This is a genomic window from Cupriavidus sp. C2SS-8b, assembly GCF_057073745.1.
Genome location: NZ_CP172716.1, coordinates 2,301,716 through 2,320,809 on the forward strand (window position 1 = coordinate 2,301,716; position 19,094 = coordinate 2,320,809).

Annotated in this window: 18 protein-coding genes; 9 read left to right on the forward strand and 9 right to left on the reverse strand. The window is 64.6% G+C overall.

Annotated features, from left to right (window positions below; translation table 11 throughout):
• Nucleotides 1-169: 169 nt before the first annotated feature.
• A complete protein-coding gene (ppk1, locus tag ACIGJB_RS10645; RefSeq protein WP_483729802.1) occupies nucleotides 170-2,254 on the forward strand; it encodes a polyphosphate kinase 1 in 2,085 nt (694 codons plus the stop codon).
• A 75-nt stretch (nucleotides 2,255-2,329) separates the two neighbouring features.
• On the opposite strand, the gene ACIGJB_RS10650 is transcribed toward ppk1, so the two are convergent.
• Nucleotides 2,330-2,971: a glutathione S-transferase gene (locus ACIGJB_RS10650; RefSeq protein WP_483729803.1), complete on the reverse strand. Its 642-nt coding sequence runs from the start codon at nucleotides 2,969-2,971 to the stop codon at nucleotides 2,330-2,332.
• Between the two features lie 184 nt (nucleotides 2,972-3,155).
• On the opposite strand from ACIGJB_RS10650, the gene ACIGJB_RS10655 reads away from it, so the two are divergent.
• From ACIGJB_RS10655 to ACIGJB_RS10675, 5 genes are all read left to right on the forward strand, one after another.
• Nucleotides 3,156-4,679, forward strand: a complete 1,524-nt coding sequence (locus tag ACIGJB_RS10655) for a 3-hydroxyacyl-CoA dehydrogenase (protein WP_483729804.1) — start codon at nucleotides 3,156-3,158, stop codon at nucleotides 4,677-4,679.
• Nucleotides 4,680-4,721: 42 nt separating this feature from the next.
• On the forward strand, nucleotides 4,722-5,501 hold the full coding sequence (locus ACIGJB_RS10660) for an oxepin-CoA hydrolase, alternative type (RefSeq protein WP_483729805.1): 780 nt from the start codon (nucleotides 4,722-4,724) through the stop codon (nucleotides 5,499-5,501).
• An 86-nt stretch (nucleotides 5,502-5,587) separates the two neighbouring features.
• Nucleotides 5,588-6,313: a histidine phosphatase family protein gene (locus tag ACIGJB_RS10665; protein WP_483729806.1), complete on the forward strand. Its 726-nt coding sequence runs from the start codon at nucleotides 5,588-5,590 to the stop codon at nucleotides 6,311-6,313.
• 60 nt (nucleotides 6,314-6,373) lie between these two features.
• Nucleotides 6,374-7,450 (forward strand): phosphotransferase, encoded by a 1,077-nt coding sequence (locus ACIGJB_RS10670; RefSeq protein WP_483729807.1) that lies wholly within the window; start codon nucleotides 6,374-6,376, stop codon nucleotides 7,448-7,450.
• A gap of 220 nt (nucleotides 7,451-7,670) precedes the next feature.
• Nucleotides 7,671-8,669, forward strand: coding sequence for a Bug family tripartite tricarboxylate transporter substrate binding protein (locus ACIGJB_RS10675; protein WP_483729808.1), 999 nt, complete (start codon nucleotides 7,671-7,673; stop codon nucleotides 8,667-8,669).
• A 152-nt stretch (nucleotides 8,670-8,821) separates the two neighbouring features.
• On the opposite strand, the gene ACIGJB_RS10680 is transcribed toward ACIGJB_RS10675, so the two are convergent.
• Both ACIGJB_RS10680 and ACIGJB_RS10685 read right to left on the reverse strand, forming a co-directional pair.
• Nucleotides 8,822-9,886 (reverse strand): CAP domain-containing protein, encoded by a 1,065-nt coding sequence (locus ACIGJB_RS10680; RefSeq protein WP_483729809.1) that lies wholly within the window; start codon nucleotides 9,884-9,886, stop codon nucleotides 8,822-8,824.
• 303 nt (nucleotides 9,887-10,189) lie between these two features.
• Nucleotides 10,190-11,128, reverse strand: a complete 939-nt coding sequence (locus ACIGJB_RS10685; RefSeq protein ID WP_483729810.1) for a LysR family transcriptional regulator — start codon at nucleotides 11,126-11,128, stop codon at nucleotides 10,190-10,192.
• Between the two features lie 150 nt (nucleotides 11,129-11,278).
• Between ACIGJB_RS10685 and ACIGJB_RS10690 the strand changes: the two genes are divergently transcribed.
• Together ACIGJB_RS10690 and ACIGJB_RS10695 are read left to right on the forward strand one after the other, a co-directional pair.
• The gene (locus ACIGJB_RS10690) at nucleotides 11,279-12,541 is read left to right on the forward strand and encodes an acyl-CoA dehydrogenase family protein (protein ID WP_483729811.1); all 1,263 of its coding nucleotides are present in this window, start codon (nucleotides 11,279-11,281) and stop codon (nucleotides 12,539-12,541) included.
• Between the two features lie 137 nt (nucleotides 12,542-12,678).
• Nucleotides 12,679-13,371, forward strand: a complete 693-nt coding sequence (locus tag ACIGJB_RS10695; protein WP_483729812.1) for a glutathione binding-like protein — start codon at nucleotides 12,679-12,681, stop codon at nucleotides 13,369-13,371.
• Between the two features lie 50 nt (nucleotides 13,372-13,421).
• Here the strand turns inward: ACIGJB_RS10695 and ACIGJB_RS10700 are convergent, their stop codons facing one another.
• Nucleotides 13,422-14,267 (reverse strand): hypothetical protein, encoded by an 846-nt coding sequence (locus ACIGJB_RS10700; RefSeq protein WP_483729813.1) that lies wholly within the window; start codon nucleotides 14,265-14,267, stop codon nucleotides 13,422-13,424.
• Between the two features lie 262 nt (nucleotides 14,268-14,529).
• Here ACIGJB_RS10700 and ACIGJB_RS10705 point away from each other — a divergent pair, with 262 nt between their 5' ends.
• Complete coding sequence (locus ACIGJB_RS10705) at nucleotides 14,530-14,919, forward strand: helix-turn-helix domain-containing protein (protein ID WP_483729814.1); 390 nt, start codon at nucleotides 14,530-14,532, stop codon at nucleotides 14,917-14,919.
• Between the two features lie 6 nt (nucleotides 14,920-14,925).
• On the opposite strand, the gene ureG is transcribed toward ACIGJB_RS10705, so the two are convergent.
• The 5 genes from ureG to ACIGJB_RS10730 form a co-directional block, all read right to left on the reverse strand.
• Nucleotides 14,926-15,555 carry an urease accessory protein UreG gene (ureG, locus tag ACIGJB_RS10710; RefSeq protein ID WP_483729815.1) on the reverse strand — a complete coding sequence of 210 codons (630 nt, stop codon included), beginning with the start codon at nucleotides 15,553-15,555 and terminating at the stop codon, nucleotides 14,926-14,928.
• 14 nt (nucleotides 15,556-15,569) lie between these two features.
• The gene (locus tag ACIGJB_RS10715; protein ID WP_483732312.1) at nucleotides 15,570-16,262 is read right to left on the reverse strand and encodes an urease accessory protein UreF; all 693 of its coding nucleotides are present in this window, start codon (nucleotides 16,260-16,262) and stop codon (nucleotides 15,570-15,572) included.
• A gap of 122 nt (nucleotides 16,263-16,384) precedes the next feature.
• A complete protein-coding gene (gene ureE / locus ACIGJB_RS10720) occupies nucleotides 16,385-17,059 on the reverse strand; it encodes an urease accessory protein UreE (protein WP_483729816.1) in 675 nt (224 codons plus the stop codon).
• Nucleotides 17,060-17,068: 9 nt separating this feature from the next.
• Nucleotides 17,069-18,787, reverse strand: coding sequence for an urease subunit alpha (gene ureC / locus ACIGJB_RS10725; RefSeq protein WP_483729817.1), 1,719 nt, complete (start codon nucleotides 18,785-18,787; stop codon nucleotides 17,069-17,071).
• Nucleotides 18,784-19,089, reverse strand: coding sequence for an urease subunit beta (locus tag ACIGJB_RS10730; RefSeq protein ID WP_483729818.1), 306 nt, complete (start codon nucleotides 19,087-19,089; stop codon nucleotides 18,784-18,786). The genes ureC and ACIGJB_RS10730 overlap by 4 nt, the downstream gene beginning before the upstream one ends.
• Between the last annotated feature and the right edge of the window lie 5 nt (nucleotides 19,090-19,094).

A 19,094-nucleotide genomic window follows, 5' to 3' on the forward strand; every position in this document is an offset into this window, starting at 1 on the left:
GGGGTACAGGTTACCGCACCGCAAGAGACGCGTGGTCCGCTTGGCCGGTATGCTGATACACCAGAAAATTATGTCCTCGCCATGTCAACATCATGACAAAATAAAAGTGTCATAAAAGTGACATGAGTTTATGGAAAAGTCGCCACATTACCAAAAGAAGGTCATGCCCATGTCGACGACACCGTCCAGCACGCTGCTCAATCGCGAGCTGGGCATTCTGGAATTCAACGCGCGCGTACTGGCACAGGCCGCCGACCCCAAGGTTCCGCTGCTGGAACGGCTGAAATTCATTTGCATCGTGTCCAGCAATCTGGACGAGTTCTTTGAAATCCGCATGGCAGGGTTGAAAGAACAGATGCGCGACAACGCTTCCGGCCTCACGCCCGACGGCCTCTCGTTCCAGCAGACCTATCAGCTTGTCACGGCGCGCACGCAGCAGTTGGTGGCTTCGCAGTATGACATGCTGCAGAACGTCATTTTTCCCCTTCTTGAGAAGGAAGGCATCTTTTTTCACCTGACCACGACCTGGACCGATGCACAACGCGAGTGGGCCAGGGATTTCTTTGTGCGCGAACTCGGCCCGGTCCTTACGCCAATCGCCCTGGACCCGGCGCACCCGTTCCCGCGTGTCCTGAACAAGAGCCTGAACTTCGTGGTCGAGCTGTCAGGCAAGGACGCTTTCGGCCGCGATGCGGACCTGGCCATCGTGCAGGCCCCCCGCGCGCTACCACGCGTGGTGAAGATGCCTGAAAAGCTGTCGGGCTACCCGTTTGGCTTCGTGATGCTGTCCTCCTTCATGCAGGCATTCGTGCATGAACTGTTTCCGTCGATCGACGTTCTGGGCTGCTACCAGTTCCGCGTGACGCGCAATTCCGACCTCTTTGTTTCCGAAGACGAGATCACCGACCTGCGCGAAGCGCTGCAGGGCGAGCTGCCGACGCGCCACTTCGGCGACACCGTGCGGCTGGAAGTGTCGTCGGACACCCCGCCGGCGCTCTCGCGTCGGCTGTTGCTGGAATCGGGCCTCGGGGAGCAGGACCTGTATCGCGTCTCGGGGCCCGTGAACCTGGTGCGGCTGATGCAGATCCCGGACATGGTGGATCGTCCGGCGCTGAAGTTTCCGCCACACGTGCCGGCACCGGTCAAGCCATTCACGACCGGCGCACCGATTTTCGATGTCATCCGCCAGCAGGACGTGCTGCTGCACCATCCGTTCGAGAGCTTCAACTCCGTGCTCGACCTGCTGCAGCAGGCCGCGACCGACCCGCACGTGGTGGCCATCAAGCAGACGGTCTACCGCACCGGCAATGAATCGCTGGTCATGGAGGCGCTGATGACCGCCGCGCGCAACGGCAAGGAAGTCACCGTCGTCGTGGAACTCCTGGCGCGCTTCGACGAGGAAACCAACATCAACTGGGCCGAGCGCCTCGAATCGGCCGGCGCCCATGTCATCTACGGCGTGGTCGGACACAAGTGCCATGCCAAGATGCTGCTGATCGTGCGGCGCGAAGCCACCGGCACCAAGGCCAAGCAGATCAAGCTGCGCCGCTACGCTCACCTCGGTACGGGCAACTACCATCCGCGCACGGCCCGCCTGTACACGGACTTCGGCCTGCTGACCGCCAACGAGGCAATCTGCGAGGACGTTCACCACGTCTTCCAGCTGCTGACGGGGACCGCCGGCACGATCCGGCTGAACCATCTGTGGCAGTCGCCCTTCAGCATGCACAGCAACCTGATCGAGCATATCCGCGCCGAGGCGCGCAATGCGCGTGCCGGCAAGCGCGCCCGGATCATTGCGAAGATGAACGCGCTGCTCGAGCCGTCCATCATCGACGAGCTGTACAAGGCGTCGCGCGCGGGCGTGAAGATCGACCTGATCGTACGCGGCGTCTGTGCGCTGATGCCCGGCGTGCCGGGCATGTCCGAGAACATCTCGGTGCGCTCGATCGTCGGGCGCTTCCTGGAACACCACCGTGTCTACTACTTCCTGGCGGGTGGCGAAGAGGTGCTCTACCTGTCGAGCGCCGACTGGATGGACCGCAACCTGTTCCGCCGTGTCGAGGTAGCGTTCCCGGTGCTGGACAAGGCCCTGAAGGCACGGGTCATCAAGGAAAGCCTGCAGGTGCACCTGCGCGACAACGCCTCGGCGTGGATCATGCAGCCGGATGGCAACTACGTGCGCAAGCAGACGCGCTCCAAGCACCCGCACGTCAGCCAGAGCGACCTCCTGGCCATGTTCGGCAGCGCCTGAGCGCTTGCCCAGGCACAACGAAAAAGGGCCGGCTCCAGAGGCCGCGGGCGCTTACGTTTGGCACCTTGGCCGTTCCTACTTGTTCCGGCTCATCATCAGCTCGGTATTCGCCTTGCGGTCGGCATTGACTTTCTGTACCGACGGGCGCTCCGACAGCGTCTTCAGGTAGTCCCTGACCGGCAGGTCGGCCAGCAGGTCCTTGCCGTAGATGATCTTCGTGCACGACGACACCAGCGGCAGGTGGACCGCTGCGGCGCAATCGGCCAGCGTGAAGGTATCGCCCGCGATAAAGGGCGAGAACTTCGCCAGCTTGGCAAACGCCGGGATATAGCGCGTCAGCAGCTTGAGCTGGCGCTCCTTCACGTTATCGCTGACCTTGCCGCCGAAAAACGCTTCCGGATACAGCTCGCGCGCGGTCAGTTCCAGGTACACCTCGAGGAAAGTGACGATCTCGCGCACCTTGCCGGCCTGCAGCGGATCGCGCGGCAGCAGCGGCGTTTGGGGATAGGCGGCTTCCAGGTATTCGTTGATCACCTCCGACTCGCACAGCGAGCCCGATTCGGTAATCATGTAGGGCACCTTGCCCGCCGGCGTGGCCGCCAAGTCGGTCTCGCCGATCCACGCCAGGACTTCCTCGAACGGCACATTCTTTTCCAGCAGTGCCAGCTTGACCTTGTTGTAGTAGTTGCTGGCGGCAAACCCGCACAGTTTCAGCATATCGTCTCTCTCCTGTTGGAATCACGCTTGCGGGCGCAAAGCCCGCAGCGATTGTGAACCATCCCGGTCTTCCGATGCCGCCGGACTGGCCGATCAGCGCACGCTGCCCGCGTTCCGGCTATTTCCGGAAAGGTGCATAAAACGTACGATCGTGCTAATTTAACCACAACTTCAGGGACGCAATATGAGCACTTTCACCATCGAGACGCTGGGCATCGTCGGCACCGGCGCCATGGGCCGCGGCATCGCCCAGATCGCCGCGCAGGCGGGACTGGCCGTCAATCTGTACGACGCCAACCCGCAAGCGGTGGAAGCGGCGCGCAAGTATCTGCAGGATACGCTCGGCAAGCTGGCTGAAAAGGGCAAGATCTCTGCTGCCGACGCCGAGGCCACGCTGGCCCGCGTAAAGCCCTGTGGCGCGCTCGAAGACCTGGCCGGCTGTGACATGGTGGTGGAAGCCATCGTCGAGAAGCTCGAAGTGAAGCGCGATCTGGTGGCCAAGCTGGAAGCCGTGCTGCGTCCCGATGCGGTCATTGCCTCGAACACCTCGTCGCTGTCGATCACGGCAATCGCAGTGGGTGCGAAGGAACCGGGCCGCGTGGTGGGCTACCACTTCTTCAACCCGGTGCCGCTGATGAAGGTGGTCGAGGTGATCGACGGCCTGTCCGGCAACCCCGCCGTGGGCGATGCGCTGATGGCGCTGTCGCGCCGCATGGGCCATACGCCGGTGCGCTGCAAGGACATGCCGGGCTTTATCGTCAACCATGCCGGCCGCGGCATGAATATCGAAGGCATCAAGGTCGCGCAGGAAGGCGTGGCCAAGTTCGCCGACATCGACAACGTCATGCGCGAGCAAGCGGGCTTCCGCATGGGGCCGTTCGAGCTGATGGACCTGACCGGGCTCGATGTGTCGCACCCGGTGATGGAATCGATCTACAACCAGTTCTACCAGGAGCCGCGCTACCGCCCGTCGCCGATCACGGCGATCCGCTCGGTCGGCGGGCTTGTGGGCCGCAAGGCTGGCGCCGGCTTCTACCGCTACGTGGATGGCCAGAAACAGGTCCCGGCCACGGCCGCGGTCCCGTCGGCACGACCGGCCAGCGTGTGGGTCAGCCGCGCCAGCGAGCGCGGCCATGCCATGGTGACGAAGCTGCTTGGGGCACTCGGTGTCACGCCGGAAAATGGCGACCAGCCTTCCGCCGATGCGCTGATCGTCGTCACGCCGCTGGGCCTCGATGCCACCACCACCGCGCTCCAGCAAGTTCTGGATGCGTCGCGCACGGTGGCGATCGACACCCTGCTGCCGTTCGAGGCCACCAAGCGCCGCACGCTGATGACCACGCCAGCCACCGGCACCGCCGCGCGCGACGCCGCGCATGGCCTGTTCGCCAGCGACGGCGTGCCGGTCACGGTGATCCGCGACTCGGCCGGCTTCATTGCCCAGCGCGTGCTCTGCTGCATCATCAACATCGCCAGCGATATCGCGCAGCAACGCATTGCCTCGCCGGCGGACATCGACCTCGCCGTGAACCTGGGTCTCGGCTATCCGAAGGGCCCGCTGGCCCTCGGCGATGCCGTGGGTCCGCAACTCGTGCTGGAGACCTTGCGCAATATGGAAGCGCTGACCGGCGACATGCGCTACCGGCCGAGCCCGTGGCTGTGGCGCCGTGCAGGCCTGGGCCTGTCGCTGCTGGCCGAAGAGAACTGAGGAGCCTCGGCTCCCCCGCCCCCGCAATACCCGAGGCTGCCCATGACCGCGCAACTGCTTTCTTCCCGCGTCGACTCGACGCTGGTACTGACCATCTCCAACCCGGAAGCGCGCAACGCGCTGCATCCGGACATCTACGCCGCTTCGTTCGAAGCGCTGAATGCCGCCGCCAGCGATGATTCGCTACGCGCGGTCATCATCACCGGCGCCGACGGCATCTTCTGCGCCGGCGGCAACCTGAACCGGCTGCTCGGCAACCGCTCTAAGCCGCCCCAAGTCCAGGCCGAGAGCATCGAGACACTGAACCACTGGATCGAGACGCTGCACGCGTTTCCCAAGCCGGTTATCGCGGCGGTGGAAGGCGCGGCTGCCGGCGCGGGCTTCTCGGTGGCGCTGGCCTGCGATTTCGTAGTGGCCGCAAGCAACGCCAAATTCGTCATGGCCTACGTCAAGGTCGGACTGACGCCCGATGGCGGCGGCTCGTATGAACTGGCGCGCGCGCTGCCGCGCGCCCTGGCCAGCGAGCTGATGATGGAAGGCAAGCCAGTCGATGCCGCCAGGCTCGCGCAGTTCGGCATGGTCAACCGCGTGGTGCCTCCGGGCCAGGCGCTGACCGAAGCGCTGCAGCTGGCCGAGGGACTGGCCGAGCAGTCGCCGCATGCGGTCGGCCGCATCAAGGGCCTGATCAACCATGCGGCCTCCGCCTCGCTGACCGAACACCTGGCGGCCGAGCGCGATAGTTTCGTGGCCGCCCTGCACCATCCGGATGGTGGCGAAGGCATCAGCGCCTTCCTGGAAAAGCGCAAACCCCGCTACCGCTGAATGTTGTCTTGATCACCGCGGCGCCTCAGGGCGCCGCCGCAGCCAGCCCGCGCAAGACGGGCCTGCTCAAATCTTGGGAGACATGCATGGAATTGCCGCCGTCCTCGCGCCGCCGCATCTACCTGATGCGCCATGGCGCCGTCTCATACTTCGATGAGGGCGGCCGTCCCGCGCTGCCCGAGATGGTGCCGCTCAACGAGACCGGCCGCATGCAGGCCACCGCCGCCGGGCGCGCGTTCGCGGCCGAGGGCATCCGCTTCGACCGCATCATCGTCAGCGGCCTGCCCCGCACCGTTGAAACCGCCGAACTCGTGCTGGCCGAACTTCCCGACATGCAGGACGTACAGCCCGAAGTCTGGCCCGATCTCCGGGAGATCCGTGGCGGCGACCTGTCGGCCATTGCTACCGAGGACCTGCGCGACGCCTTCGTCGGCGCGTTCGAAGGCGAAGTGCCCGAGGACAAGCGCTTCCTGAACGGCGAGACCATCGGCCAGTTTCTCGACCGCGTCCTGCCGGCCCTGCAACGCCTGCGCGACGACCCGGGCTGGGATACGGTGCTGCTGGTACTGCATGGCGGCACCAATCGCGCGATCCTGTCGCAGGCCATCACCTGCGGGCGGCGCGTGTTCTTTGGCTCGCTGCTGCAGACCGCGGGCTGCATCAATGTGCTCGACATGGGCGACGATCCGCTCGACTGGGTCGTGCGCATGACCAACTATTCGCCGCCTACGCCTGTGCACAGCGGCTCGCGCCACACCACCATGGAAGTCCTGCTGCACCAGTACCTGCGCGGACGGCAGCCCCCTGCCTGAGACGCCGGCCCGCACGCCGAGCTTCATACCCGATACCACCAGAACATCACCGGAGACAGCATGAGCAGCAACGTATCGCACTTCGAAGGCACGCGCCCTGTGGCGGATCAGCAGCGTTTTGATATCGCCGCGCTGGAAACCTGGATGCGCCAGCATGTGGAAGGCTTTGCCGGCCCGCTGAGCGTGGAGCAGTTCAAGGGCGGCCAGTCCAACCCGACCTTCAAGCTGGTCACGCCGGGCCAGACCTACGTGATGCGCGCCAAGCCCGGCCCCAAGAGCAAGCTGCTGCCGTCGGCCCATGCGATCGAGCGCGAGTACCGCGTGATGGCAGCGCTGGCCGGCACCGACGTGCCGGTCGCGAAGATGTATGCGCTGTGCGAGGACGAATCGGTGATCGGCCGCGCCTTCTACATCATGGAGTTTGTCAGCGGCCGCGTGCTGTGGGACCAGTCGCTGCCGGATATGACGCCGACCGAACGCGCCGCTATCTACGACGAGATGAACCGCGTGATCGCGGCCATGCACAGCGTCGACTACCAGGCCATCGGGCTGGGCGACTACGGCAAGCCCGGCAACTACTTCCAGCGCCAGATCGAACGCTGGAGCAAGCAATACAAGCTGTCGGAGACCGAGTCGATTCCGGCCATGGATTCGCTGATGGACTGGCTGCCGCAGCATATCCCGCAGGAAGATGCCGACCTCACCCGCATTGTCCACGGCGACTATCGCCTCGACAACCTGATGTTCCACCCGACCGAGCCGCGTGTGCTGGCCGTGCTCGACTGGGAACTGTCGACGCTGGGCCATCCGATGGCCGACTTCGGCTACCACTGCATGAGCTGGCATATCGCGCCAGGCCAGTTCCGCGGCATCGCGGGCCTGGACCATGCCGCGCTGGGCATTCCCGATGAGGCCGCCTATCGCCGCCTGTACGAGCAGCGCACCGGCCGCCCCATCACCGGCGACTGGAACTTCTACCTGGCCTTCAGCATGTTCCGCATCGCCGGGATCCTGCAGGGCATCATGAAGCGCGTGGTCGATGGCACCGCTTCGTCGGCGCAGGCGCTCGACGCTGGCAAGCGTGCGCGCCCGATGGCCGAGATCGGCTGGGAGTACGCGCAGAAGGCGAAGCAATAAGCACCTGACTGCCGTCGGCACCAACTTCAATGGGGGGGCCATGTCATCAGACAACAACGCGCTACGGCGCGTTGTTGCGTTTACGGCCCTTGTAACCCACTCCGTCCTGGCGTGAAGGGAAATTTCGGTATTTTCCCGATGTCGTAATCGCCAAAATCCGTCTACCATGCAAGCGATGTTGTATGACGACTGATAATTTAACGATTTCCGGAGACATTGTATGACCTCTCGCCGTACGTTCCTGCAGCAGGCATCTGGCCTGGCCGCGCTCGGCGCACTTGGCGGCGCATCCGTTGCGGTCCCGCGCCTCGCCCACGCCGCCGATGCGTGGCCCAATCGCCCCATCCGGCTGATCGTGCCCTACCCCGCCGGCGGCTCGTCGGACATCATCGCGCGGATGATCAGCAAGCAGCTCGGCGAGGCGCTTGGCCAGTCCATCGTGGTCGACAACCGCCCCGGCGCCAACGGCAACATTGGCGCGGCCATGGCAGCCCAAGGCACAGATAACCACACGCTGCTGCTCTGCGACGTGGGTGCGCTGGCGATCAGCCCGTCGGTCTATACCAAGCTCACCTTCAATCCGTCCAAGGACCTGAAGGGCGTTGCCATGCTGGCCTATTCGCCGCACCTGCTGGTCGTGCATCCATCGGTCAAGGTGTCGAACCTGAAGGAACTGGTCGATCTCTCGCAGACGACGCAGTTGAACTTCGCCGTCACGGCCATCGGCAGCGCGCCGCACCTGGCCGGCGTGGCGGTGGCCCAGGCTACCGGTGCAAAGTGGCAGTACGTGCCTTACAAGGGCGGTTCGCAGGCGATTGCCGATACCGTCGGCGGCACCGCGCAAGTGCTGATGAACGGCATGCTGGCTACACTGCCGCAGGTGCAGGCCGGCAAGCTCAAGCTGATCGCGGTTTCCAAGCGCACGCGCATGCCGCTGGTGGGCCAGACGCCGACCATCGCCGAACAGGGCGTGCCCGGCTTTGAATCCGGCACCTGGCAAGGCGTGATGGCGCCGGTCGGCATGCCCGATGCCATCGTGAACCGGGTCAACGCCGAGCTGGTCCGCATCATCCGCTCCCCGGAAATCCGCGCGCAGCTCGCGGGACAAGGTGCGGAAGTGGTGACGATGACGCCGGCGGAAACCAGCCGCTTCTATCAGACCGAGGAGGTCCGCTGGGCCAAGGTGGTCAAGGCTGCGGGCGTCAGGCTGGACGCCTGACGGTGCCAGCCCCGTTGAAGAAAGCCCGATAAAAAGAGAAGGCGGGACCATGGATCCCGCCTGCTTCATGCGTGCCGCGCTCAGTCCCTAGCGCGACCCCTTCGCGTCTCGGGTCGGCACCGCCCGCTCGCATGGCGAGTGGCGACAGACGCTCAGCGCGTGGTAAAGGACCAGCTCAGATTGACCGTTTGTCCGCCGAGCTTGCCGTTGACGGTGACGCTGTAGCGCTGCCCGCTGGCCAGCGGCGCGAGCGGCGTGCAGATCGCCAGCCCGCTTGCCGCGCTGGACAGGCCGGACGAGCGACTGTCCACCTTCAGGCAGTCGACGTTGCGGCCCTGCGCGTCGGTGATGGTGAAGCTGTCGGCATCGAACTGCAGCGAGGCGTTGATCGCCTGCAGCGACACCGGGTAGCCCATGGTCTTGCCGTCGTAGCCGGGCGCCGGATTGGGGCTTTCCGAGTTGACCCAGCTGGCCGGCACGTCGGCCTGCCCGTCGAACGGGTACGCGACCATCTGGCTATCCGTGCCGCCCTTCGATGCGTCGGCAAGGTCGATGGTCTGGTAGTAGTAGGCGGCAGTGCCACCGCCATTGGGGCCCACGCTCTCTGCATAGCCACTGCCGGCAGATCCGTAGCTGCCCAGCAGCGCGGCGCGGTGGAATGGCGCGTTGATGAGATCCGATACCAGCGAGTCCTTCGGCGACAGCGAAAGCGGTGCGTTGGCGACCGACGTCCACTTGTTCGCCGCTGCCACCACCTCTGCGTTGGCATTGGTCGGATACGCAGCCTGGATACGCGCGTCGGGCGTAGCGCCAGTGTAGCCAGGCTTCCCCGAGACTTCGTCATGCGTCAGCGTCTGGTTGGCGAGCATGTAGGCGGTGTGGTTCTGCGCCGCGTTGTTGAGCCCATCGCGAGCCGCCAGCGGCGGCAGGCCGACCTGTTCGCGCCGGTAGTTGGCATAGCACAGGCCTGCGCTGCGCGCGTCGTCGAGCACGCGATAGTTGCCGACGGCGCTGCCGAGCGCGGGCAGCAGCGTCACGCCGCCTCCGGCCGGCGCCGCAGGCCTGGCGCCGCTGACCGTATAGCAGCCGCCCGTCGTGACTGCCGTGCCCGCAGCCTGGGTCGACGCGCTCTGCCCGGACGGCTGTGCGCCGCCGGCCGCGGCCGTACCGCCGCCATCTCCATCGCCCCCGCCGCCACAGGCGGCAAGGATCGACAACAGCGCGGCGCCACACAAGGTTCGCAGGCGCAGCGGCTCAGCGCGTGAATGGATTGAAATGGATGCGTGTTCAGCAGGCAGGCGTTTCCCGTTCATCGATCTGGATGGTCGTGGTTCTGATGGAGATACTGCCCGTGGAGCCCGGCAGGCGGGCGCAGCAGGACATCACCGGAACGCAGGCGCGGGCTTGCGAGGTGACGCCGAGGGCAGACGTGACCCGACGATGGTAGGGAGGGGGTATGCGAGCGTCCAGCCTGCTAACAATGGCTTACGTGTGACCCGTGCGCGCTGCACAGCAAGGCATCAGGCCGCTGGTGCCGGCTCCGTCGTGCCGCCGCCAAGCGATGACATCACCGTCATCAGCTGCTCGCGCAGCCAGCGATTGGCGCCGTCGTTCTCGCCGCCGGCATGCCAGTACAGATGCAGTTCGAGCGACGGCACCTTGAACGGCAGCGACAGGATGCGGTTGGCATACGGCTCGTTGGCGATGCGCGCGTAGCGCAGCGGCAGCGTGGCCAGCAGGTCCGTGCAGCTCACCACGCGGCAAGCCGCGGCGTAATGCTGGCAGCGCAGCCGTACCCGGCGCGTCAGTCCCATGCGATGCAGCGACTGGTCCTCCAGCCCGGCACCGCGCCGCCGCGAGGACACGTGCACGTGCTCCGCGGCCAAGTAGCGTTCGAGCGTCAGTTCCTTATTCACCAGCGGATGGTCCCGGCGCGCCAGCACGACCATCGGGTCCGCCATGAACGGCGCGTGATGGATGGCGGGCGATACCGGCAGCAGGATATCGATCGCGGTATCGATGGTGCCTGCCAGCAGTTCGGATTCCATCTCGCGCCGGTCAAAGCGGATCGCGGCGATCTCCACATGCGGGGCCGCGGCCGTCACGCGCGCCATCAGCGGCGGCAACAACGTCGATTCCAGCGCGTCGCGCATGCCGATGGTGAAGCGGCGCACGGTGTTGGCCGGGTCGAAGTGCGGCGTGTCCTGCAGCGTGCGCGCGAAGGACTGCAACGCCGTGCGGATCTCCGAGGCGAGCGAGCGCGCCAGCGGCGTCGGTGCCATGCCCTGCCCGCGGCGCTCGAACAGCGGGTCATCGAACAGGCCGCGCAAGCGACCCAGCGCATGGCTCACGGCGGGCTGCGTCAGGTTGAGCTGGCGCGCAGCCGCGGTGATGCTGCCTTCGCTGTAGATGGCGTCGAACACCACAAAGAGATTGAGGTCGATGCGGGATAGCTGCATGGATGCCATTCTGGCACGGAATGCAGGACATTGATACTGGCAAATCCAGAAAATTCATTTTTGTTATTACCAAGTTTCGGATAGAGTGCATTGCATCGGCTCATGCCGCGCCGCGACGTAGCGCACCACCCCTGGTTACGAGGAGACCACATGCAATTCGAATACACGCCGAAGGTCAAGGAGATGCAGGCCAAGCTGCTGGCCTTCTTCGACCAGTACATCTACCCGAACGAAAAGCGCTTCTACGAAGAGATCAACGCCAACCGCCAGGCCGGCAACGCCTGGGTGCCGAGCAAGCTGATCGAGGAGCTGAAGCCCAAGGCGCGCGAAGCCGGCCTGTGGAACCTGTTCCTGCCGCGCTCGCCGCGCGCGCCGCAAGGCCTGTCGAACCTCGAATACGCGACCCTGTGCGAGATCATGGGCCGGGTACCCTGGTCGGCCGAAGTCTTCAACTGCGCCGCGCCCGACACCGGCAACATGGAAACCCTGGAGCGCTACGCGTCCGAGGCACTGAAGGACCAATGGCTCGAGCCGCTGCTCGCCGGCGAGATCCGCTCGGCCTTCCTGATGACCGAGCCCGCGGTAGCCTCGTCCGATGCCACCAACATCGAATGCCGCATCGAGCGCGACGGCGACCACTACGTGATCAACGGCACCAAGTGGTGGTCGTCGGGCGCCGGCGATCCGCGCTGCAAGGTCTACATCGTGATGGGCAAGACCGACCCGAACGCGGGCCGCCACGAGCAGCAGTCGATGGTCGTGGTGCCGGCCGACACGCCGGGCATCACCATCAAGCGCTTCCTGCCCGTGTTCGGCTATGACGACGCGCCGCACGGCCACATGGAGATCGAACTGAAGAACGTACGCGTGCCGGTTTCGAACATCCTGCTGGGCGAGGGCCGCGGCTTCGAGATCGCCCAGGGCCGCCTCGGCCCGGGCCGCATCCACCACTGCATGCGCAGCATCGGTGTCGCGGAACGCGCGCTGGAGCTGCTGTGCAAGCGCGCCTTGTCGCGCGTGGCGTTCGGCAAGCCCGTCGCCAACCAGGGCGTGACGCAGGAACGCATCGCCGAAGCGCGCTGCGAGATCGAAATGGCTCGCCTGCTGACGCTCAAGGCCGCGTACATGATGGACACCGTGGGCAACAAGGTGGCCAAGGCCGAGATCGCGATGATCAAGGTGGTGGCCCCGAACGTGGCGCTGAAGGTGATCGACTGGGCCATCCAGGTGCACGGCGCCGCCGGCGTGTCGAGCGACTTCCCGCTGGCCAACTGGTGGGCACACCAGCGCACGCTGCGCCTGGCCGATGGTCCGGACGAGGTGCACCGCAATGCCATCGCAAAGCTCGAACTGGCCAAGCACATGGGCATCGACCCGAAGGAAGTGAAGATGCCAGTGGCACGCGGCTTCTGAGCCCGCCACTGCAAAGCCTGCCGGGCACCCCTGCCGGCAGTATGGAAACGCGCAGCCTGTCTGCGCGTTTTTTTCTTCTGTGCTTAAATCGTTCGACCCTTCCCTAGACCCTATTTCGCTGCCTGGAGCTTCATGCAATGATCGATGCCTATACGTGGGCGACGCCCAACGGCCACAAAGTCCATATCATGCTCGAGGAGTGCGGCCTCGAATACAAGGTCCACCCGGTCAATATCGGCGCAGGCGACCAGTTCGGCGACGACTTTCTCAAAATCAGCCCGAACAACAAGATCCCGGCCATCGTCGATAGCAACGGCCCGGATGGCCAACCGATCTCGCTATTCGAGTCGGGCGCCATCCTGCTCTATCTCGCCGGCAAGACCGGCAAGTTCCTGCCCGACGACGTGCGCGGCAAGTACGAAGCGCTGCAATGGCTGATGTTCCAGATGGGCGGCGTCGGCCCGATGCTCGGCCAGGCCCACCATTTCCGCATCTACGCGCCGGAAAAGATCGAGTACGCGGTCACTCGCTATACCAATGAGGCCAGGCGCCTGTACGGCGTGATCGACACGCGGCTCTTGCAACACGAATGGCTGGCCGGCGACCAGTACACCATTGCCGACATCGCAACCTTCCCGTGGCTGCGCAGCTGGCAGAATCAGGGCGTGGAACTCGACGACTATCCGAACCTCAAGCGCTGGTTCAACGCCATCGCCGAGCGTCCGGCCGTCAAGCGCGGCGTGGAAGTCCTGGCCAATGCGCGCAAGCCGCTGCACGACGACAAGGCGCGCGAAATGCTGTTCGGCACCACGCAGTACAAGCGTCACTGATGCCCGACTGCCCAGGGCGGCTTGCATGCCGCCCGGGGCGGCGCCGCCGCTCAGGCCGGCACGCATGCCTCCTGATTTCCGTACGGTGCATGCGTCATCTCCACGACACCGGATCTCGCGCCCGGCAACCTTCGCGAAGCCTCGCGATAATCGCGCACCTCGGCCTGCGCCGCGCCGCTGCAAAACAGCAAGCCGGTAGCAGGCAGCAAAGCCTCCACGCTATACGACTCATGCGGGCTGGGCACGAACAACGTCCCGGGCTGTATGAAATTCTGATATGTCTCCCCACCCTGCGACCAGCGTACGCAAAACACGCCGCGATAGCATAGCGCCCAGTGCAGGCCGCCGACCTGCACGCACGTCCCTGCCGGCAATTGCGCGAATCCTGCGCGCGTGACTGGCGTCGACTGCGTGCCGCTGTAGACGAGTCCCAGCTCGTCGCTGATGTCGTCGCGCATCGTGGCCAGACATCCCAGCGCGCCGCATGACAGCTCACCTTGCAACAAGGTGTCTTCGAATGACGCGGCGTCGCCACAGGCGGCACTATCATCGGGGACGACGCGGACCAGGATGCTGTCGATCGCCGCGCGGACCTGCATCGGCATGCCCGGCATCGGCGCAAACATATCGCCACAGCCGATCAGCACCGCCTCGTGACCGGGCGCGGCGATGCGAATGCCGCCGCGCAGGCAAGCCCACCATTCGCCGCGCGTGGCCATGAAGCCGCGCTGCGATTGACCGGCCGGCAGGAAGATTAAGTCGCACGTGCTGCCCGGCCCCGCACAGGCCGGCAACAAGCGTGAATGAAATCCGATATGGAGGTCCGCGGAAGGTGCTTGGGCGTGGACGCGGCCGAAACAATGCATGGGCGCGTCGAACAGCGAATAGATCTGCATGGCAATCCCCTGACAGAGCGAAGGAGACACGATGGTCCCCATCAACGCAACGACACCCGCGCATTCGACGCGAGCCTGCCCTTGCGTGTTGCCCCGTTTGGCACGGCCATCAGGCCGCCCGGTTCCTGCCACGGTGCTGCGCCCTTTTTTTGCACATCCCTTGAACTGCGGATCAGGCACCAATGGTGAGTGAGAATATAAGTTGTCGTGGCCGCAGCGTCAAACTTCTAGTGTCCTGTTCCGCAGAACTGTCACATCGATCATGACTGACCAGACTCTCAGACAATTCGGATTGCATCTTGCCAGGCTGCGCAAGCAGCGTGGCTGGTCGCAAGAAACCCTCTCGCTGGAAAGCGGACTGGCCCGTTCGTACCTGAGCGGCATTGAACGCGGCAAGCGCAACCTGGCGCTGCTCAACATCTGCATGCTGGCGGATACGCTTGGCGTGCCGCCCTCGGATATGCTCGACTTCCCCAAGCACGGCAGCGCCGTGGCCCAGGTGGAAGAACCGCGCTCGGTGTTTGGCAATGCGCAGAACGCGGCGATAGAAGCCACGATGCGGCACATGGCCGAACTCAACGAAGTCGAGGTGGACCTGGTCGCGGCCGTGGCCCGTGCGCTGGCGCGCAAGGGCAACTACCGGCAGGCATGAGCGGGCTCAGAGGACCAGCATGCCCTGGCGCTCGATAAAGCGGATCACTTCGTCCAGCCCTTGCCCCGATTTGACGCTGCCCATCACGAACGGACGTTCGCCGCGCATCTTGCGCGCATCGCTTTCCATCACTTCGAGCGACGCGCCGACATACGGCGCTAGGTCGGTCTTGTTGATGACGAGCAGGTCGGACTTGGTGATACCCGGTCCGCCCTTGCGCGGGATCTTCTCGCCGCCGGCCACGTCGATCACGTAGACGGTCAGGTCGGACAACTCCGGGCTGAACGTCGCCGCGAGGTTGTCGCCGCCTGACTCGATAAAGACCACATCGGCATCCGGGAACCGCGCCAGCATGCGGTCGACGGCTTCAAGGTTGATCGACGCATCTTCGCGAATGGCCGTGTGCGGGCAGCCACCGGTTTCCACCCCCATGATGCGCTCGGCAGGCAGCGCCCCGGAGATCGTCAGCAGGCGCTGGTCCTCCTTGGTGTAGATGTCGTTGGTGATGGCGACCAGGTCATAGCGGTCGCGCATCGCCTTGCACAGCATCTCCAGCAGTGTGGTCTTGCCGGAGCCGACGGGACCGCCGACGCCAACGCGCAGCGGGGGGTTCTTCTTGGTACGAGCCAGGGTCATGATGGCTTCCTGATTCAGGAACGGAACAATCGGGAATACTGCGTTTCGTGGCGTGACGACAGCAAACCCAGCATTGGGGAAAAGGTGGAAAGCTGCGGCGGCGATGCCGTGGCGCGCTGCACGGCCTCGTCCACTGCAGTCAGCACCGCATCGTGCAGGCGCCGCAGCATGTGCTGCCCGGCCACCTGGCCCAGCGGCACCGCCTTGATGGCGGCAGCGACCTGGTTCTCCGCCCAGTTGAAGCAATAGGCGGCCAGCCCTTCGCGCTCGCCGATCTCCAGCGCCACGCAGGCAGCGGTGAAAGCGGTCGGCAGGCACGTTGGCGACAGCGCGGCCAACTGCTCGCGCAATGTCTGGTCGCCCCATTCCATCTGCCCTACCAGCTTCGCGAGCGACCAGCCCATCTGCTCGGTCTCCAGACGTAATTCGGATGTTTCGCGCGTGGCGTGGAACCAGTCATTCAACTTGCGGATTGCATCGATATCCATGGTGCGCCAGTGGCGATGGAGCAGCAACCACAGTGGGGCTTCGCACTGGGCTTGTACATGCAAGAGGTTGTCGCGGATCCATTGCTCGGCGGAATCGGCATCTCGCACATAGCCGCTGTCGATCGCGGCTTCAAGACCTTGAGAGTAGCTGAAGCCGCCGATGGGGAGTGCGGGGGAGGCCAAGTGCAACAGGGAGATGAGTTGGCGCAGCGGTGTCATGACCACATTGACATCAAGTAACACCACACTCCCCTCTCCCGCAAGCGGGAGAGGGGAGCTCGGGCGCTGGCAAATTCCGATGCATTGGCTCTTTCATTTGCCCCCGCTTCAGTGCAACGTCATCAATGCTTGTGCCCACAATTCTCATCATGCTCATGCTCATGCTCATGCTCATGCTCATGCTCATGCTCATGCTCATGCTCATGCTCATGCTCATGCTCATGCTCATGCTCATGCGAGTGCGAGTGCGAGTGCGAGTGCGAGTGCGAGTGCCCATCCCCATGATGCTCATGAAACACCGCCTGCGCCACCGCATAGTCCTCGGCGAACGTCGCGTCGTGCCCGTGCTTGTGTCCACCGCCATATGCACCCGCTTCGGGCTCGAACGGCGCGTCGGCTTGCGCGGCCTGTACGCCAAGACGCGCAAGCATGTCGGCCAGCACCGGATCGAACTCGAGCCGTAGATAGTCTCGACCAACCTCTACCGGCGTGTGCCGGTTGCCAAGGTGATACGCCGCGCGCATCAGCGCTTGCGTATCCACGGCGCGGACTTCCAGCACGCGTTCGGGCGCAGCCTGTACTTCGACAAAGGTGCCATCTTCGGCCACCAGTAGATCACCACCGCGCAGTACCGTGCCGCGCGGCAGGAACAGCGCGGCTTCTTCCCCATTGTCGAGCACCGCGCGCAGGCGGCTCTTGCTGCGTTCAGAGAACGGCAGGACCAGCTTCGGGGCGCGGTGCACCAGCACGGCGGCAATGCCGTGCGGGGCGCTCAGGACTTTGTCGATCTTCAGCATTGGAGAATGTCAGAACAGGAAGTAGCGCTGCGCCATGGGCAGCTCGGTGGCGGGCTCGCACATCAGCAACTGGCCATCGGCCACGACTTGATAGGTCTCCGGATCGACGGTGACGTGCGGCTGCCAGTCATTGTGCACCATGTCGCGCTTGCTCACGGTGCGCGTACCGCGCACCGCCGACAGCGTTTTGGCCAGGCCGTAACGCTCACCGACATTCGCAGCGAGCGCTGCTTGCGAGACAAAGGTCAGCGACGACCGGTGCAGCGCGCCGCCCGCCGACGCGAACATCGGACGGTAGTGCACGGGCTGCGGCGTCGGGATCGAGGCATTGGGGTCGCCCATCGCCGCGGCGGCAATCATCCCGCCCTTCAGGATCAGGCTTGGCTTCACGCCGAAGAACGCCGGACGCCACAGCACCAGGTCCGCCCACTTGCCCACTTCGATCGAACCGACCTCATGGGCGATGCCATGCGTCAGCGCCGGGTTGATCGTGTACTTGGCGATATAGCGCTTGACGCGGAAATTGTCGTGTCCGCCACGCGCATCGTGCGGATCGCCCGGCAGCTTGCCGCGCTGCGCGGCCATCTTGTGCGCGGTCTGCCAGGTGCGGATGATGACCTCGCCCACGCGCCCCATGGCTTGCGAATCGCTCGAAATCATCGAGAACGCGCCAAGGTCGTGCAGGATGTCTTCGGCGGCGATGGTCTCGCGGCGGATGCGGCTTTCTGCGAACGCGATATCCTCGGCAATGGACGGGTCCAGGTGATGGCACACCATCAGCATGTCGAGATGCTCGTCCAGCGTGTTCACTGTGTAAGGCCGCGTCGGATTCGTCGACGATGGCAGCACGTTGGCCTCGCCGCACACCTTGATGATGTCCGGCGCATGGCCGCCGCCGGCGCCCTCGGTGTGATACGTGTGAATGGTGCGGCCCTTGAACGCGGCGATGGTCGCCTCGACAAAGCCTGCCTCGTTAAGCGTATCGGTGTGGATCGCTACCTGCGTATCGGTTGCATCGGCCACAGAGAGGCAGGTGTCGATTGCCGCAGGCGTCGTGCCCCAGTCTTCGTGCAGCTTGAGGCCGATGGCGCCCGCCTCTACCTGCTCCAGAATCGGCGCCTGCTGGCTCGCATTGCCCTTGCCCAGCAGCCCAATGTTCATCGGATAGGCGTCGATGGCCTGCAGCATGCGTTCCATGTACCACGGCCCCGGCGTCACCGTGGTCGCAAACGTGCCCGTGGCCGGACCCGTGCCGCCGCCGATCATGGTGGTCACGCCACTCATCAGCGCCTCTTCGATTTGCTGCGGGCAGATGAAGTGAATGTGCGAGTCGATGCCACCAGCCGTGACGATCATGCCCTCGCCCGCAATCACTTCTGTGCCGGGACCAATCACGATCGTCACACCCGGCTGGATATCCGGATTGCCTGCCTTGCCGATCCCCGCGATGCGCCCGCCCTTCAAGCCGATATCTGCCTTGACGATGCCCCAGTGGTCCACGATCAGCGCATTCGTGATGACGGTATCGACGCAGTCCTTCGCCATGCGCTGGCTCTGCCCCATGCCATCGCGAATCACCTTGCCGCCGCCAAACTTCACCTCCTCACCGTAGATAGTGAAGTCCTTCTCGACTTCGATCACGAGCCCGGTGTCGGCCAGGCGCACGCGGTCGCCGGTGGTCGGGCCGAACATCTCGGCATAGGCCTGCCTGGAAATCTTCACCATCACAGCGCTCCCATGATCTTGCCGTTGAAGCCGTAGACGATACGGTCGCCATCGAGCGCCACCAGTTCCACGGTACGCGTCTGGCCCGGCTCGAACCGCACCGCGGTGCCGGCCGCGATATTGAGACGGAAGCCGCGCGCGGCCGCGCGATCGAACGACAGCGCGGCGTTGGTCTCGTAGAAATGGAAATGCGAGCCGACCTGGATCGGACGGTCGCCAGTATTGGCAACCGTCACGCTTGCCGTGGGCCGGCCGGCATTGAGTTCGATCTCACCATCGGCAGGCATCAGTTCACCGGGGATCATCGTCG